The sequence below is a fragment of the Pseudomonas sp. LBUM1671 genome (assembly GCF_059695685.1).
On the sequence record NZ_CP166782.1, the window covers coordinates 636032 to 651735 of the forward strand.

The 15704-nt window shown below is 59.9% G+C and carries 12 protein-coding genes; 1 reads left to right on the forward strand and 11 read right to left on the reverse strand.

Translation table 11 applies throughout. The features are described from left to right. The first annotated feature begins 36 nt into the window (after positions 1–36). Complete coding sequence (locus ACA060_RS02840; RefSeq protein WP_497315293.1) at positions 37–4956, forward strand: dermonecrotic toxin domain-containing protein; 4920 nt, start codon at positions 37–39, stop codon at positions 4954–4956. 71 nt (positions 4957–5027) lie between these two features. Here the strand turns inward: ACA060_RS02840 and ureC are convergent, their stop codons facing one another. The 11 genes from ureC to urtA form a co-directional block, all read right to left on the reverse strand. Beyond that, positions 5028–6728 carry an urease subunit alpha gene (ureC, locus tag ACA060_RS02845; RefSeq protein WP_497315295.1) on the reverse strand — a complete coding sequence of 567 codons (1701 nt, stop codon included), beginning with the start codon at positions 6726–6728 and terminating at the stop codon, positions 5028–5030. A gap of 162 nt (positions 6729–6890) precedes the next feature. Continuing rightward, a complete protein-coding gene (locus ACA060_RS02850) occupies positions 6891–7199 on the reverse strand; it encodes an urease subunit beta (protein ID WP_109627750.1) in 309 nt (102 codons plus the stop codon). Then, positions 7199–7732, reverse strand: coding sequence for a GNAT family N-acetyltransferase (locus tag ACA060_RS02855; protein ID WP_497315297.1), 534 nt, complete (start codon positions 7730–7732; stop codon positions 7199–7201). The genes ACA060_RS02850 and ACA060_RS02855 overlap by 1 nt, the downstream gene beginning before the upstream one ends. 6 nt (positions 7733–7738) lie before the next feature. Next, complete coding sequence (locus ACA060_RS02860; protein WP_497315299.1) at positions 7739–8272, reverse strand: GNAT family N-acetyltransferase; 534 nt, start codon at positions 8270–8272, stop codon at positions 7739–7741. A gap of 9 nt (positions 8273–8281) precedes the next feature. Beyond that, entirely contained in the window at positions 8282–8584 is a 303-nt protein-coding gene (gene ureA / locus ACA060_RS02865; RefSeq protein WP_109627753.1) for an urease subunit gamma, read from the reverse strand. Positions 8585–8743: 159 nt separating this feature from the next. Continuing rightward, entirely contained in the window at positions 8744–9583 is an 840-nt protein-coding gene (locus tag ACA060_RS02870; protein ID WP_497315302.1) for an urease accessory protein UreD, read from the reverse strand. Between the two features lie 30 nt (positions 9584–9613). Continuing rightward, on the reverse strand, positions 9614–10312 hold the full coding sequence (urtE, locus tag ACA060_RS02875; RefSeq protein ID WP_077748951.1) for an urea ABC transporter ATP-binding subunit UrtE: 699 nt from the start codon (positions 10310–10312) through the stop codon (positions 9614–9616). 140 nt (positions 10313–10452) lie between these two features. Then, entirely contained in the window at positions 10453–11322 is an 870-nt protein-coding gene (gene urtD, locus ACA060_RS02880) for an urea ABC transporter ATP-binding protein UrtD (protein WP_497315304.1), read from the reverse strand. Continuing rightward, positions 11319–12398, reverse strand: a complete 1080-nt coding sequence (gene urtC / locus ACA060_RS02885; RefSeq protein ID WP_109627756.1) for an urea ABC transporter permease subunit UrtC — start codon at positions 12396–12398, stop codon at positions 11319–11321. Before urtC ends, urtD begins: the two co-directional genes overlap by 4 nt. Further along, on the reverse strand, positions 12398–13900 hold the full coding sequence (gene urtB, locus ACA060_RS02890) for an urea ABC transporter permease subunit UrtB (RefSeq protein ID WP_497315306.1): 1503 nt from the start codon (positions 13898–13900) through the stop codon (positions 12398–12400). The genes urtC and urtB overlap by 1 nt, the downstream gene beginning before the upstream one ends. Before the next feature lie 220 nt (positions 13901–14120). Then, positions 14121–15386, reverse strand: a complete 1266-nt coding sequence (gene urtA / locus ACA060_RS02895; RefSeq protein ID WP_010463931.1) for an urea ABC transporter substrate-binding protein — start codon at positions 15384–15386, stop codon at positions 14121–14123. Between the last annotated feature and the right edge of the window lie 318 nt (positions 15387–15704).

Sequence of the window (15704 nt, forward strand, 5' to 3'; positions counted from 1 at the left end):
GCTGGGTGCTCTTTTGGCCGCATAAGGATATGCGCAATGAATGAGTTATCAGAAGATCCACTTGTTGATGTTTATCCGGAAGTAAACACCAGCGAGAACGTTTATGCGAATTATCTTGCAACTAAAGTTCCCGGTGTCATTAAAAAACCGTCCATAGCGAGACAGGTATTGATTGCAGATCTGAAGCCGGTCTTTCCCGAGTGGTACGTAAAGGCCAGCGCTATCGATCGTCACTATCTCAAGGAACTCATCGGTGAGCGTTGGCGATTGCAAGACACTCTGGATGACACCCTGGGAGATTTACAAAAGGACATCAATGCCTTCGCTGAACCCTTGCTCGTCAAGGCGCTGAAAGAAAAGCTGAACCTGACACTGGATGTCCACGCAACGACGGTGCGGCTTTATATTCCCGCGCTGCTGGGTTTTGGCATCGACACCCATGCCAGCCGGCTCAGGCAGTCCACCCTGCTGGAGGCTGCGCTGCACAACTTCGAGGAGGCCGAAACCCGTGCAGGCGCCTTTCGCGATGGCTCCGGTGTTTTCACCACCGATGCCGAAGGGGCCCTGAAGCGCCATCCGTTGACCATCGAGCGCTTTGCGAGCCTCTGCCGGAGTCTGGATCTCGGTGCGCAGTATCAGCGGCACATTAGCGGTTTGCTGGACCCTGCCGGGGTTGATGCAAAGGCGTCCCTCGAGCGGCATTTCATCGGCACCGAAAAGGCCGCGTTCAATGAGTCAGCGATGATTGCGTATTTGAAGGGCGATATCACTTCTTATGCGTATGGCAAATTACAGCAACTGCGGGATAACCAGGCGAACATCACGCTGAACAATCGCCTGTTACACACTCATCGATTGTCCCTGTTGGGTGTGAAACTGTCGGGAGTTGTGTTGTTCAGTGCGGTGGCTGATCCATCGCGAATCAAACAAATCTACGATGAACTGGTTCCGGCACATCAACAAACCATGCTGGAGTGGTCGCGCAAACTGGCTGTTTTGCCCGGGCAGGAGTTTGATCAGTTCAAACTGCTCAAGGCGTTTTTTTCCAACGGTCCTTCCGGTGTCGTCGAAGAGATGCTGCGCAGGGACGATATCGACAAACAAAGTCGACTAGACGGAACCTTGATCGCCTACGTGCCCGACGACCCCGATCATCCCTTGAAAGAATATGCCTCCTTCACCGATTTCATGAAGGCGCTGACGAGCCAGCTTCGCTCGGCGGACTATCAACAATTTTTCAGCCGATTCGTACCGCAAAAAGACAAGGGCGTGTTTTTCGCTCGCGTCAGAGAGCGCTTCACTACCTTTACCTGGCATCAGCGCGAACCGTTGAGCATGGGGCCCTGGTGGCGGGAAACTGCAGTTGAAAACCCCCATGCGGAGCCGATCACCAATGCGATTGAGGGCGCGCTGTGGCCTCAGCTCAGTCGATGGCGCTGCGACAAGGCCATCGCGGATGCGCGACACATTGCCGTTCCCACTGATGATGAAGATGCCAATGCTCGCTGGAGGCGACTGAGCAGCTATCTGAACATCGGCTGGAACGTGTTCAACTTCGGCGCGATGCTGGTGCCGGGCCTGGGAGAGGCCATGCTGGGCATCATGGTCGGGCAAATGCTGCTTGAAACCATGGAGGGCATTGAAGACTGGAGCAAAGGTGACAAGGAAGAGGCGGCGGCACTCCTGACCGGTGTCCTGATCAATGCTGCCCAGTTGGCAATCATGGCGGCAGGGCATGTGTTGCCGACGGGCGCAGCGGCAGCGGTCAAGCCTTCGCCTTTTGTCGACCAGTTGAAGCCGGTCGTGCTCTCTGACGGCAACCCCCGTCTCTGGAACCCGGACCTGAGCGCTTACGAGCATCCCGTCAATTTGAGCCCTGATTCGAAGCCAAACGAACGCGGCCTTCACCTGCACAATAACCAGGAGTTTCTGTCGCGCGACGGCAAGGCCTTCGCGGTGCAAGACGATCCACTCACGGGCGAACCGCGAATCCGTCATCCACAGCGCCCGACCGCTTATCAGCCGAAACTCGAGCACAACAATGCCGGTACCTGGCACACCGAACTCGACCGTCCTGTTGAATGGACCACTGCCGAACTCATGCGCCGATTGAGTGCGAAGGGCGAAACGTTCGATGAGGCGACGCTTGAACGCATCCGCATCACCAGCGGGGTCGAGGCCGACGTATTGCGGCGCCTGCACGTCGAAAACGAAGTGCCACCGGCGTTGCTGGTCGACACAATCGATCGGTTCAAGGCCTGGGCGGATACGGGGAAGCTGCCTGAGAACGGTGTGCCGCGTTCAAACAACGCCGGCGTGCTGGTGCTTCAGAATGCTTTTGCGCAACTGCCCACCCGCGTTGCCGAGGAGCTGCTGGCCACCGCTGATCCGGCTGATTTGCGAGTACTTGCCGAACACAAGCGTATTGGCCTGCACCTCAGGCAACAGGTACGCACCGCCTTACTGGAGGTGCGCCTTGCGCGTGCCTATGAAGGGCTGTTCCTTGATTCCCTGCGGGCAGCGGATACGCAAAGGCTGGCGCTGCACACCCTGGAAACCTTGCCAAACTGGCCCAGCGATGTGCGCATCGAAATTCGCGAACATTCGTTCACTGGCCACCTGCGTGACAGCATTGGTGCCGAAGACGCGCCCATACGCAAAATCCTGGTCAGCACGGATGAGGGTTATGAAGCGCGCAATGCTGAAGACCATCACCTGCATGGTGTCGACGACCTGTTTTCCTCGGTTTTGCATGCCCTGCCTGACGCCGAACGCAAAGCGCTGGGGTATGAAATCAATCAAGGCGCGACACTCAAGCGCACCGTTCAAGATGCACCGTTGGCGCGAGACACGCTGCGCCCGCTGCTGGCGGACAACCCTTTGCGCAAGCCCGTCTATGATCCCGATACTATGAAGTTGCGCGGCGGTATGCCGTTAACTCAAGGCATTCGACAGCTCACCGGACGACTGACGCCACAGGAGCGGGTCAGGAGTGTGCGGCCTGGGTGGACGGAGACTGAGGCCCAGGCTTATCTGGACGGCGGTGGCAGCGAAGCTGATCCGGAACAGCGGGCAAGCGCACTGGAAGCGGAATTCAACCGTCTCAACGCCAACTTCCAGCGCTGGCTGAAACTGCCGACCGACGCGTTCAGGTTCAGCTCTGCCGGCATTGCCGAATGGCAGTCCAGAAACAAACTCTACAAGGCCATTCGGCAGTGCTGGCAGCACACCGGGCCAAGAGACGTGGACTCTTTCGGACATCTGCAAGGTGCGGCACTGGACCTGAGCAATATCCCCTTGGACAGGCATCTGGGGACCCTGCCCACTCTTGAAGCCAATTTCGAACATGTCACCAGCCTGAACCTGCTTGACACCGGACTGATCGATGTACAGGTGTCTTTTCTTGATCATTTCCCAAAGCTCCGTTTGCTGAATCTCACCCGTAACAAGCTGACGAGATTTCCTCGTGCAGTGGGGAAAATGCGGGGGTTGACGGAGTTGTATCTCGGCGATAACCGGATTGTGCTGGATATGCAGGGCGCTTCGTACTTGAGATGGCTTACCCAACTTCAAAGTCTCGATTTGCAGGGAAACCCGTTAGGGCGAGTGCCGGATATCGGCGGTATGCGCATGCTGCATACGGTGATGCTGGGTGAGACCGGTATCAATACCTGGCCGGCCGGACTGTTTTCTCAACCTCGATTCAGACATTTTTACTTGAACCTGCAGCGCAATAAGCTGACGGTCATCCCCCAGGTTACGGCCGGCTCTGTGGAGGCGGAGCTGGTCGCGCGAACGGTATTGAGTCGTGACCCGCAATGGCTGTCGCCCGAGAATCTAGACACGCTAAGAGACCATATCAGGTCCGTCGGTCTGGACCCTGATCGACCTTATCCACCCCGAGGCGTGCGTGACAGTCTTGACTGGGAGGAAGGATTGACGCGGCCCGAATGGGTTGCCCGGCAGCGGATATGGAATGAGGTGGAGGACGAGTTCGGCTCGGTGCCCTTTTTCAATCAGATCAGGAAGCTCACTCAATCAACCCATTTCATGACCGACAGAGTCTTCAGGGTGGACATGACCCAAAAGCTCTGGCGAATGCTGGAAGCCATGTCCAAGGACAGTGAGCTGCGACGCAATCTGTTTGTCATGGGCAGGGATGAGGTCACCCAATGCGTTGATGCCGGGGCGCAGTTGTTCAATGCGATGGGCGTAGAAGTGCTGATCCATGAGGCCTACGCGTTGGCCAACCCGGGCCTGGTGGAGACCGAACTGGTGCAGTTGGCCAGAGGCAAATCCCGGCTTGATGAGTTGAGCCGGATCGCCCGTAAAGTGGTCGCCGAGCGCTTGGCGAACGGTGAGCAATTCAGGGTTGTCGATGCCAACGGCCGAGTCTCGGGAAGCATCGATGAGGTCGAGGTCCACCTGGCTTACATGACGGATCTGGCAGAACGACTCGACCTGCCCTGGCAGTCTCGTGACTTGCAGTTTCGTACACACACGGGCGTCACCCCGCAGATGATCGAAAGTGCCTATCGGCGGGTACTGGATCTGGAAGCCGGCGATTTACTGCGTGACTCGATCATCGAACAGCCGTTCTGGGAGACTTACATCCAGGGCTCGAATCGAAGCGCGCTCAAGGTTTTCAGGCGCCGAATCAATGCGACAACGGAGTTTTACATGGCGCTTGAGAGGCGAGCGACCGAACCGGATCTGTCGCTTGAGGCGAAGGCCGATCTCAAGCAGGAACTCAGGGTACTCGCCGCCGAACTGGGTAAACCTGAAAGCGCGATTGCCCCGGGGCAGGTCATGACCGATGAGACCTATGCTGCTGAGTTGAACGTGATCGACACCGAGATGAAAGCGTTGTTGAAGACCCTGACCCAGCAGGCGATGGATCGGGCGAAACTGCAAAGGGTGGAGATTCCCTTTACGGTCGAAACAGCAACTGATTGACCTGACAATACAGCCGTCCCGGCACGAAGATTGATGACCTTCGTGCCGGATTTTTTATGCCTGACCGGGTATCAGAACAGGAAGTAACGCTGGGCCATCGGCAGCACATCCGCTGGCTCGCACCAGAGCAAAACCCCATCAGCCTTGACCTGATAAGTCTGCGGATCAACATCAATGTCAGGCAGATAGTCGTTGTGAATCAGGTCGGTTTTCTGCACCTCGCGACACCCTTTGACCACAGCGATTTTCTTCTTCAAACCCAACGCTTCAGGCAAGCCGGCCTCCTGCGCCGCCTGGCTGATAAAAGTCAGGCTGGTGGCGTGCAACGAGCCGCCGTAGCTGGCAAACATCGGTCGGTAGTGCACCGGTTGCGGCGTTGGAATCGAGGCGTTGGCATCGCCCATCAGGCTGGCGGCGATGGCGCCACCCTTGAGGATGAGCGTCGGTTTGACACCGAAAAACGCTGGACGCCAGAGCACCAGATCGGCCCATTTGCCCACTTCGACCGAACCCACTTCATGGCTGATGCCGTGGGTGATCGCCGGGTTGATCGTGTACTTGGCGATGTAGCGTTTGGCGCGGAAGTTGTCGTTGCCTTCGCCATCGCCCGGCAGTGGGCCGCGCTGTTTTTTCATCTTGTCGGCGGTTTGCCAGGTGCGCGTGATGACTTCGCCGACACGGCCCATGGCCTGGCTGTCGGAGCTGATCATCGAGAACGCGCCGAGGTCGTGCAGGATGTCTTCGGCAGCGATGGTTTCGCGACGGATGCGGCTTTCGGCGAAGGCCACGTCTTCGGCGATGCTCGGGTCCAGGTGGTGGCAGACCATGAGCATGTCGAGGTGTTCGTCGATGGTGTTGCGGGTGAACGGCCGGGTCGGATTGGTCGAGCTCGGCAGCACATTGGCAAAACCGCAGGCCTTGATGATGTCCGGGGCATGACCGCCACCCGCGCCTTCGGTGTGATAGGTGTGGATGGTGCGGCCCTTGAAGGCGGCGAGGGTGGTTTCAACGAAGCCCGACTCGTTGAGCGTGTCGGTGTGAATCGCGACCTGCACGTCGTACTGGTCGGCGACGTTCAGGCAGTTGTCGATGCTCGCCGGGGTGGTGCCCCAGTCTTCATGTAGCTTGAGGCCGATCGCGCCGGCCTTGACCTGCTCGATCAACGGCTCCGGCAGGCTGGCGTTGCCCTTGCCGGTGAAGCCGATGTTCATCGGGAAGGCATCGGCTGCTTGAAGCATGCGCGCCAGGTGCCACGGCCCGGAGGTGCAGGTGGTGGCGTTGGTGCCGGTGGCCGGGCCGGTGCCGCCACCGATCATGGTGGTGACGCCGCTCATCAGCGCTTCTTCGATCTGCTGCGGGCAGATGAAGTGGATGTGCGTGTCAATGCCACCGGCGGTGAGGATCATGCCTTCCCCGGCAATGACTTCGGTGCTGGCGCCGACCGCGATGGTCACGTTCGGCTGGATGTCCGGATTGCCGGCCTTGCCGATCGCGGCGATGCGCCCGTCCTTGAGGCCGACGTCGGCTTTGACGATGCCCCAGTGGTCGATGATCAGTGCGTTGGTGATCAGCGTGTCGACGACTTCGGCGGCCAAAAGCTGGCTCTGACCCTGGCCGTCGCGGATGACTTTGCCACCACCGAATTTCACTTCTTCGCCGTAGGTGGTGAAGTCTTTTTCCACTTCGATCCACAGCTCGGTGTCGGCCAGACGGACCTTGTCACCGACGGTGGGGCCGAACATGTCGGCGTAGGCCTGACGGGAAATCTTCATCACAATTCCTTGCACAAATTTATTGTGGCGAGGGGATTTATCCCCGTTCGGCCGCGTAGCGGTCGTAAATCTGCCACTTCGGTTTATCCGCAATACTTCGTTGGCTGGATGGCGGGTGCTTCGCACCCGAACGGGGATAAATCCCCTCGCCACAGGGGTCGATCAGTCAAGGTCACCCATGATCCTGCCGGCAAACCCGAACACCCGGCGATGCCCGGCCAGGTCCACCAGTTCGACCTCGCGACTCTGCCCCGGCTCGAAGCGCACGGCGGTGCCGGCGGGAATGTTCAGGCGCATGCCGCGACTGGCCGCGCGGTCGAAGGTGAGGGCGTCGTTGGTTTCGAAGAAGTGGTAATGCGAGCCGACCTGAATTGGCCGGTCGCCGCTGTTGGCCACTTTCAGGCTGACCGTGCGGCGGCCCACATTGAGTTCGATGTCGCCGGGCTGGATCTGGTATTCACCGGGAATCATCAATGGGCCCCCTGAAGAATCTTGTAGTAGAGGGCGGTCGGTTTGTACTGGCCGCTCGGGTCGCAGGCGTAGTCGGGGATTTGACCGGCCTTGGTGTAACCCAATGCCTTGTAGAAATCCTCGGCCGGTGAGCCGGCCTCCGTGTCGAGATAGAGCATGCCGCGCTTGTGCTGGAGCGCGGCCTGTTCCAGCGCGCTCATCAACTGTTGGCCCAGGCCACGGCGCCGCGCATGTTCACGCACCAGCAGTTTCTGCACTTCAGCGCGGTTCAGGCCATTGGCTTTCTGGCACAGGGTCAACTGCACGCTGGCCTGCACTTGCTCGTCCTTGACCACCACCCACAGCAGCACGTTGCCTTTGTTCAGGTTGTCCTGAACGTCATCGAAATAGGCGCGGGCCGCAGCGGCGTCCAGATTGGCCATGAACCCGACACTGGCGCCATAGCCGACGGCGTCGAGCAGCAGATCAATCAAACCCTGACGATAGTGCGCAAAGCTTTCAACATTGACGCGGCGTAGTTGGGCAGCGTTCATCGGCAATTACTCCTTGTGGGCGGGCGGCGGCTCCGCGCCAGGATTGAGGGTCAGTTGCATGAAAGTCAGGTCCAGCCAGCGGCCGAATTTGGTGCCCACTTGCGGCATCTCTCCAGTGATCACGAAACCGGCCCGTTCATGCAAACGGATGGAAGCGGCATTGCCGCTTTCGATGGCCGCGACCATGACGTGTTTGTCACAGCCTTTGGCGCGTTCGATCAGCGCCGTCATCAGTAGCGGGCCGAGACCGTTGCCTCGTTGATCGCTGCGCACGTAGACAGAATGCTCGACGGTATGGCGGAAACCGTCGAACGGCCGCCAGTCACCAAATGAAGCGTAGCCCAGCACCGTGTTATCACCGTCGACAATCACCAGGATCGGATAAGCCTGGGCTTGCCGGGCACTGAACCAGGCCTGACGGTTGCCCAGGTCCACGGCCTGTTCGTTCCAGATCGCCGTGGTGTTGAGCACGGCGTCGTTGTAGATGTCGCGGATCGCCGGCAGGTCGGCGTGCAGCGCATCACGGATTTGATAGGTCATGACGCGTCCTCAGGCGATGGGTTGGTGAACGGTGACCAATTTGGTGCCGTCGGGGAACGTCGCTTCGACCTGGATCTCCGGGATCATTTCCGGGATGCCTTCCATCACTTGTTCGCGGTTGAGCAGGGTGGTGCCGAAGTGCATCAGCTCGGCCACGGTCTGGCCGTCACGGGCGCCTTCGAGCAGCGCTGCGGAGATGTAGGCCATGGCTTCCGGGTAATTGAGTTTCACACCGCGCGCTAAACGCCGCTCGGCTACGAGGCCGGCGGTGAAGATCAGCAGCTTGTCTTTTTCGCGTGGGGTCAGGTCCATCGTTTGGAATCCATCTGGGCAGATAAAAAGTATTCGGATCTGTAAATACAAAACCCCTGTGGGAGTGAGCCTGCTCGCGATGGCGGTGTGTCAGGCAACTGATGTGTTGAATGTGCCGACGCTATCGCGAGCAGGCTCGCTCCCACATTGGATTGCATTTCAGGTGCTCCATATTCGGGGTGGGACGGCATCTCGGCCGAGTAACGCAGGCCGGAGCAGACGCCACAAATCAATCAACCAGCCCCGCGCCAACAGCGCTTCACTAGCCAGGCAGCGAGCCACCAAAAGCCCCGGCAATTGCGTCAGATCCCCGCGCACTTCGTTGGGCAGCGAACGGCAGGTTTCCAGCAGTTCGCTATCAATCTCCCCCGTCACCAGCAACGTCGCAAACACCGGTTGCCCATCCAGGCCAATCGGTGAATCAAGCAAACCATCATCCCCGACAATGCGCTGGCGTTCGTGCCAGAGCAACTGGCCGTCGCGGCGGATGTCCAGCTGCGCCTGAAAATGACCGAGATCGAAGCGTTCGCCACTGGCCGGTCGGCCCAGTGCTACAACGTCCCAGTAAAACAGCCGGGCGTCGCCCTCCAGATCAATCGAGGTGCTGAGCTCGGCCTGAGCGTCGCTGAAAATAATCGTCTCTTGCGGCAGCCATTCCAGTGTCGCACCGCTCGCCACTTTAAGATTCAGGTGCTGATAGGCGGGCCCTGCGGCGCGATACCACTTGGCGGCACCCGGGCTGGTGATTTGTGCCCAGGCCTGGCTGCCGACGCTGGCGCTGATATCCAGCCGATCACCGCCGGCAATGCCGCCCGGCGGGTGGACGATGATGTGTTGGCACACCTCGGGCCCTTCGGCATACAGGTGCTTCTGCACCCGCAGCGGGCCTTTATGCCGGCGCAGGACCGGGCGCGTGCTATCGCCGAAACGGGCGTAGCCGAGCTCCAGTTCAGCGTGCCAGCTCGGGGTAAACAGGGCAGTGGGGAGAGGTAAATTCATATTTTCTGATTATCGTCAGGACGCTGCAGATTAGATCGTAACCAGGCCACGCACACCCTCGGCTTCCATATTTTCGCCGCGACCTTGCTGCACGATCTCGCCCCTGGACATCACCAGGTACTGGTCCGCCAGTTCCGCGGCGAAATCGTAGAACTGCTCCACCAGCAGAATCGCCATGTCGCCCCGGGCGGCGAGCTTCTTGATCACTACGCCGATCTCCTTGATCACCGACGGCTGGATGCCTTCGGTGGGCTCATCGAGAATCAGCAGCCGTGGACGGCTGGCCAGTGCGCGACCGATCGCCAATTGCTGCTGCTGGCCGCCGGACAAGTCACCGCCGCGTCGTTGCTTCATTTGCAGCAACACCGGGAACAGCTCGTAGATGAATGCCGGGACTTCCTTGGCTTCAGAGCCAGGAAATCGCGACAGGCCCATCAGCAGGTTTTCTTCCACAGTCAGCCGGCCGAAAATCTCGCGTCCCTGTGGCACATAAGCGATCCCGGCATGCACTCGCTGGTGTGGTTTGAACGTGGTGATCGGTTTGCCTTCCCAGTTCACCGCGCCTTCCTTGGCCGGCAGCAAACCCATCAGGCATTTGAGCAGGGTGGTCTTGCCGACACCGTTGCGCCCCAGCAGGCACGTGACTTCACCGACTTTCACGTCAAACGTCAGGCCCCGCAGGATGTGGCTACCGCCGTAATACTGGTGCAGCTTGTCGACTTGCAGCATGTCCAGATTCCTTAAATTTCAAACAGAACCCCTGTGGGAGCTGGCCTGCCAGCGATGGGGGCGGCACATTCAGCATTGATGTTGTCTGACCTACCGCTATCGCTGGCAGGCCAGCTCCCACAGTGACCGTGTTGGCAGGTTCATCGACCGAGATAAACCTCAATCACCCGCTCGTTTTCCTGCACCTGCTCCAGCGACCCTTCGGCCAGCACGCTGCCCTGGTGCAACACGGTGACGTGGTCGGCAATGGAGCCGACAAAACCCATGTCGTGCTCCACCACCATCAGCGAATGCTTACCCGCGAGGCTCTTGAACAGCTCGGCGGTGAACTCGGTTTCAGCGTCGGTCATGCCCGCCACTGGCTCATCGAGCAGCAGCAGTTGCGGGTCTTGCATGAGCAGCATGCCGATTTCCAGAAACTGCTTCTGGCCGTGGGACAACAGACCCGCCGGGCGATTGACCGAGCTGGTCAGGCGAATGGTTTCCAGCACCTCGGCAATTCGATCCTTTTGTTCACCACTCAAGCGAGCCCGCAGGCTGGCCCACACCGACTTGTCGGTTTTCTGCGCCAGCTCCAGGTTCTCGAACACGCTCAAGGCTTCGAACACCGTTGGCTTCTGGAACTTGCGGCCGATGCCGGCCTGGGCTATCTGCACTTCGCTCATCGACGTCAGGTCCAGGGTTTCACCGAACCAGGCTTTGCCGTGACTGGGGTGAGTCTTGCCGGTGATGACGTCCATCAACGTGGTCTTGCCCGCGCCGTTGGGACCGATGATGCAGCGCAGTTCGCCGACGCCGATGTACAGGTTCAGATCGTTTAGCGCCTTGAAGCCATCGAAGCTGACGCTGATGTCTTCCAGGGTCAGGATCGTGCCGTGGCGCGTATTCAGGCCGGGACCGACTCGTTGCCCGAGGCCGATGGCGTCGCGGCTACTGCCGGCGTCCTTGTTGGGCTCCACTGGGAAAAACGCCGGTTCGAGCATGAATTCAGCCGTCGCAGTGACTCTCATTGTTCACCTCTTTTTTTCAGCAGGCCGATCACGCCTTTGGGCAAGTACAGGGTCACGACAATGAACAGCGCGCCGAGGAAGAACAGCCAGTATTCGGGGAACGCCACGGTGAACCAGCTCTTCATTCCGTTGACCACACCGGCGCCGAGCAGTGGGCCGATCAGCGTACCGCGCCCACCCAGTGCGACCCAGACGGCGGCTTCAATGGAGTTGGTCGGCGACATCTCACTCGGGTTGATGATCCCGACTTGCGGCACATAGAGCGCGCCCGCGAGTCCGCACAACACCGCGCTCAACACCCAGACAAACAGCTTGAAACCTCGCGGGTCGTAGCCACAAAACATCAGGCGGTTTTCCGCATCCCTTAGCGCCGTCAGCACGCGACCGAACTTGCTTTGCGCCAGTCGCCAGCCGATAAACAGACTCGCCACCAGCAACACCACCGTGGCAAAAAACAACACCGCGCGTGTGCCCGGTTCGGTAATGCCAAACCCGAGAATCGTGCGGAAGTTGGTGAAGCCGTTGTTGCCGCCAAACCCGGTTTCATTGCGGAAAAACAGCAGCATCCCGGCGAAGGTCAGGGCCTGGGTCATGATCGAGAAATACACGCCCTTGATCCGCGAACGGAAGGCGAAGAACCCGAAGACCAGCGCCAGCAACCCCGGGGCCAACACCACCAGGCACATCGACCACAGGAAGCTGCTGGTGCCGGTCCAGTACCACGGCAGTTCGGTCCACGACAGGAAGGTCATGAACGCCGGCAAGCCATCGCCCGACGCCTGGCGCATCAGGTACATGCCCATCGCGTAACCGCCGAGGGCGAAGAACAGACCGTGGCCGAGTGACAACAGACCGGCGTAACCCCAGACCAGGTCCAGGGCCAGGGCGACGATGGCGTAGCACAGGATCTTGCCCACCAGCGTCAACGTGTAGGCCGAGACGTGAAACGCGCTGTCCGGCGGCAACAACGACAGGAGCGGCAACGCCAGCAGCAGAACCAGAATCACCGCGCCGACAGCGATGGTGACTTTGGGGCCGGCCTTTTGCGTGGCCGTGAGCATCAGGGGCTGGTTCATCAGTCGATCACCCGTCCTTTCAGTGCGAAGAGGCCTTGCGGACGCTTCTGGATGAACAGAATGATCAGCGCGAGGATCAGGATCTTGCCGAGCACGGCGCCGATCTGCGGTTCGAGAATCTTGTTGGCGATACCGAGGCCGAACGCGGCCAGGACGCTACCGGCCAACTGGCCGACACCGCCGAGCACCACCACCAGGAACGAGTCGATGATGTAGCTCTGGCCGAGGTCCGGACCGACGTTGCCGATCTGGCTGAGGGCCACCCCGCCGAGGCCGGCGATGCCTGAGCCGAGGCCAAACGCGAGCATGTCCACGCGCCCGGTCGGGACGCCGCAGCAGGCGGCCATGTTGCGGTTCTGGGTGACGGCGCGCACGTTCAAACCCAGGCGCGTCTTGTTCAGCAGCAGCCAGGTCAGCACCACCACAAACAGCGCGAAGGCGATGATCACGATGCGGTTGTACGGCAGCACCAGATTCGGCAACACCTGAATCCCGCCCGAGAGCCACGCGGGGTTGGCCACTTCGACGTTCTGCGCGCCGAACACCAGTCGCACCAGCTGAATCAGCATGAGGCTGATGCCCCAGGTTGCGAGCAGGGTTTCCAGCGGGCGGCCGTAGAGGTGACGAATCACCGTGCGTTCCAGGGCCATGCCGATCGCGGCGGTGACGAAAAACGCCACCGGCAAGGCGATCAATGGGTAGAACTCGATGGCTTGCGGGGCGTAGCGCTGGAACATCAGCTGCACCACGTAGGTTGAGTACGCGCCGAGCATCAGCATCTCGCCGTGGGCCATGTTGATTACGCCGAGCAGGCCGAAGGTGATCGCCAGGCCCAGTGCCGCGAGCAGCAGAATCGAGCCCAATGACATGCCACTGAAAGCCTGACCGAGCATCTCGCCGATCAGCAGTTTGCGTTTGACTTGCGCCAGGCTGGTTTCGGCGGCGGTGCGCACGTTGGCGTCGGCTTCGGTGCCCGGTTCCAGCAGGCTCTCGAGGCGGGTACGTGCCAGAGGATCGCCGGTTTCGCCGAGCAGGCGCACCGCCGCCAGGCGCACGGCCGGGTCAGTGTCGACCAATTGCAGGTTGGCCAGGGCCAGGCTCAATGCGGCATGGACGCTTTCATCTGTTTCGCCAGCCAGTTGCTGGTCGAGGAATTTCAGCTGCGCCGGTTTGGCGCTTTTCTGCAATTGCTGCGCGGCAGCCAGACGGATCTTGGCGTCGGCGGCGAGCAATTGGTGGCTGGCCAGCGCGGTGTCGATCAGACCCCGCAGGCGGTTATTCAGGCGCAGGGTTTTCGGTTGGCCGTCGACGGTCAGCTCGCCTTGTTGCAGGGCGTTGATCAGTTCGATACGGGCCGGGTCGGGCTGCGCGGCCCAGGACTCCAGAAGCTTGGCTTGCTGCACGGGATTGGCGGCGACGAAGTCTTCGGCTTCGCCAGAATGCGCGGCCATCGGCAGTAAAAGCGCGATGGCGAGGATGAAGCGGTAGAGGGCAGTGGGCATTGGTGGTGTTCCTGTTAAATCGACCCCTCACCCTAACCCTCTCCCCAAAGGGGCGAGGGGACTGACCGAGGTGTTTGGCCAATTTGCTGCGACCTGCAAAATCGAGTCGAACTCAGGCTTTGAAAAGCATGAAGATCGGCTCCCTTTCCCCCTCTCCCCATTGGGGAGAGGGCTGGGGTGAGGGGTGGATCTCAGACCCACCCCAAACTCCAGATCCGCCTCAGTTGCTCTTCACCGCATAATCCGGCTTCTTGTCGTTACCCGAAATGAACGGGCTCCAAGGCTGGGCGCGGATCGGCCCCTCGGTCTGCCACACCACGTTGAACTGACCATCGGCCTGGATCTCGCCGATCATCACCGGTTTGTGCAGGTGGTGGTTGGTCTTGTCCATGGTCAGCGTGTAACCCGACGGCGCGGCAAAGGTCTGGCCGGCGAGGGCTTCGCGGACTTTGTCGACGTCGGTGGACTTGGCTTTCTCCGCCGCTTGCGCCCACATGTGGATGCCCACGTACGTGGCTTCCATCGGGTCGTTGGTCACCGCTTTGTCGGCGCCCGGCAGGTTGTGTTTCTTGGCGTAGGCTTTCCAGTCGGCGACGAATTTCTTGTTCGCCGGGTTCTCGACCGACTCGAAGTAGTTCCATGCCGCGAGGTTACCCACCAGCGGTTTGGTGTCGATGCCGCGCAGTTCTTCTTCGCCGACGGAGAATGCCACGACCGGAACGTCAGTGGCTTTCAGGCCCTGGTTGGCCAGCTCTTTATAGAACGGCACGTTGGAGTCGCCGTTGACGGTGGAGATGACCGCCGTTTTGCCACCGGCCGAGAATTTTTTGATGTTGGCCACGATGGTCTGGTAGTCGCTGTGACCGAACGGGGTGTAGACCTCTTCGATGTCTTTGTCCGCCACGCCTTTGGAGTGCAGGAACGAGCGCAGAATCTTGTTGGTGGTGCGCGGGTAAACGTAGTCGGTGCCGAGCAGGAAGTAGCGCTTGGCGCTGCCACCTTCTTCACTCATCAGGTATTCAACGGCCGGGATTGCCTGTTGGTTCGGCGCGGCGCCGGTGTAGAACACGTTCGGCGACATCTCCTCGCCTTCGTATTGCACCGGATAGAACAGCAGGCCATTGAGTTCTTCGAACACCGGGAGCACCGATTTACGCGACACCGATGTCCAGCAGCCAAACACCACGGCGACCTTGTCCTGAGTCAGCAGCTGACGACCCTTTTCCGCGAACAGCGGCCAGTTCGACGCAGGGTCCACCACCACCGGTTCCAGCATCTTGCCGTTCACGCCGCCCTTGGCGTTGATTTCGTCGATGGTCATCAACGCCATGTCTTTGAGCGAGGTTTCGGAGATCGCCATGGTGCCGGACAACGAATGCAGAATACCGACCTTGATGGTCTCGGCGGCCTGGACGGTCCAGGTCATGCCCATCGCGGCAATGCTTGCCGTGAGTGTGAAAGCCTTGATCAAACTGCGACGCTTCATTGTGCGATCTCCATGAACTTATGAGTTTTCTTGGTTGGCAGATGCGGACTACTGAAGGCTGTTTTGCAAAGGCTGTGCCCGGTCGGTAAAAGGCACGGAAATGTCGTGTTAGAGCGGTTGCGCAGAGGGGGCGGCGCACCATGAAGGATCGTGTCTGGCGCGTTGGTGCGTAGGGGTGCGCCACATTGGGGCGCAGAAAATCTCTAGTGAACACAAAGCCTGTGGCGAGGGAGCTTGCTCCCGCTGGGGCGCGAAGCGGCCCCAAAACCTGCAAGCACGGTGCATCAGGTGTACCGCGCGCAATGGTTTACGACTGCT

Bases quoted from the DNA above. Each gene is read 5' to 3' on its own strand.
- ACA060_RS02840 (WP_497315293.1), top strand. From the start codon at position 37: ATGAATGAGTTATCAGAAGATCCACTTGTTGATGTTTATCCGGAAGTA.
- ureC (WP_497315295.1), bottom strand. From the start codon at position 6,728: ATGAAGATTTCCCGTCAGGCCTACGCCGACATGTTCGGCCCCACCGTC.
- ACA060_RS02850 (WP_109627750.1), bottom strand. From the start codon at position 7,199: ATGATTCCCGGTGAATACCAGATCCAGCCCGGCGACATCGAACTCAAT.
- ACA060_RS02855 (WP_497315297.1), bottom strand. From the start codon at position 7,732: ATGAACGCTGCCCAACTACGCCGCGTCAATGTTGAAAGCTTTGCGCAC.
- ACA060_RS02860 (WP_497315299.1), bottom strand. From the start codon at position 8,272: ATGACCTATCAAATCCGTGATGCGCTGCACGCCGACCTGCCGGCGATC.
- ureA (WP_109627753.1), bottom strand. From the start codon at position 8,584: ATGGACCTGACCCCACGCGAAAAAGACAAGCTGCTGATCTTCACCGCC.
- ACA060_RS02870 (WP_497315302.1), bottom strand. From the start codon at position 9,583: ATGAATTTACCTCTCCCCACTGCCCTGTTTACCCCGAGCTGGCACGCT.
- urtE (WP_077748951.1), bottom strand. From the start codon at position 10,312: ATGCTGCAAGTCGACAAGCTGCACCAGTATTACGGCGGTAGCCACATC.
- urtD (WP_497315304.1), bottom strand. From the start codon at position 11,322: ATGAGAGTCACTGCGACGGCTGAATTCATGCTCGAACCGGCGTTTTTC.
- urtC (WP_109627756.1), bottom strand. From the start codon at position 12,398: ATGAACCAGCCCCTGATGCTCACGGCCACGCAAAAGGCCGGCCCCAAA.
- urtB (WP_497315306.1), bottom strand. From the start codon at position 13,900: ATGCCCACTGCCCTCTACCGCTTCATCCTCGCCATCGCGCTTTTACTG.
- urtA (WP_010463931.1), bottom strand. From the start codon at position 15,386: ATGAAGCGTCGCAGTTTGATCAAGGCTTTCACACTCACGGCAAGCATT.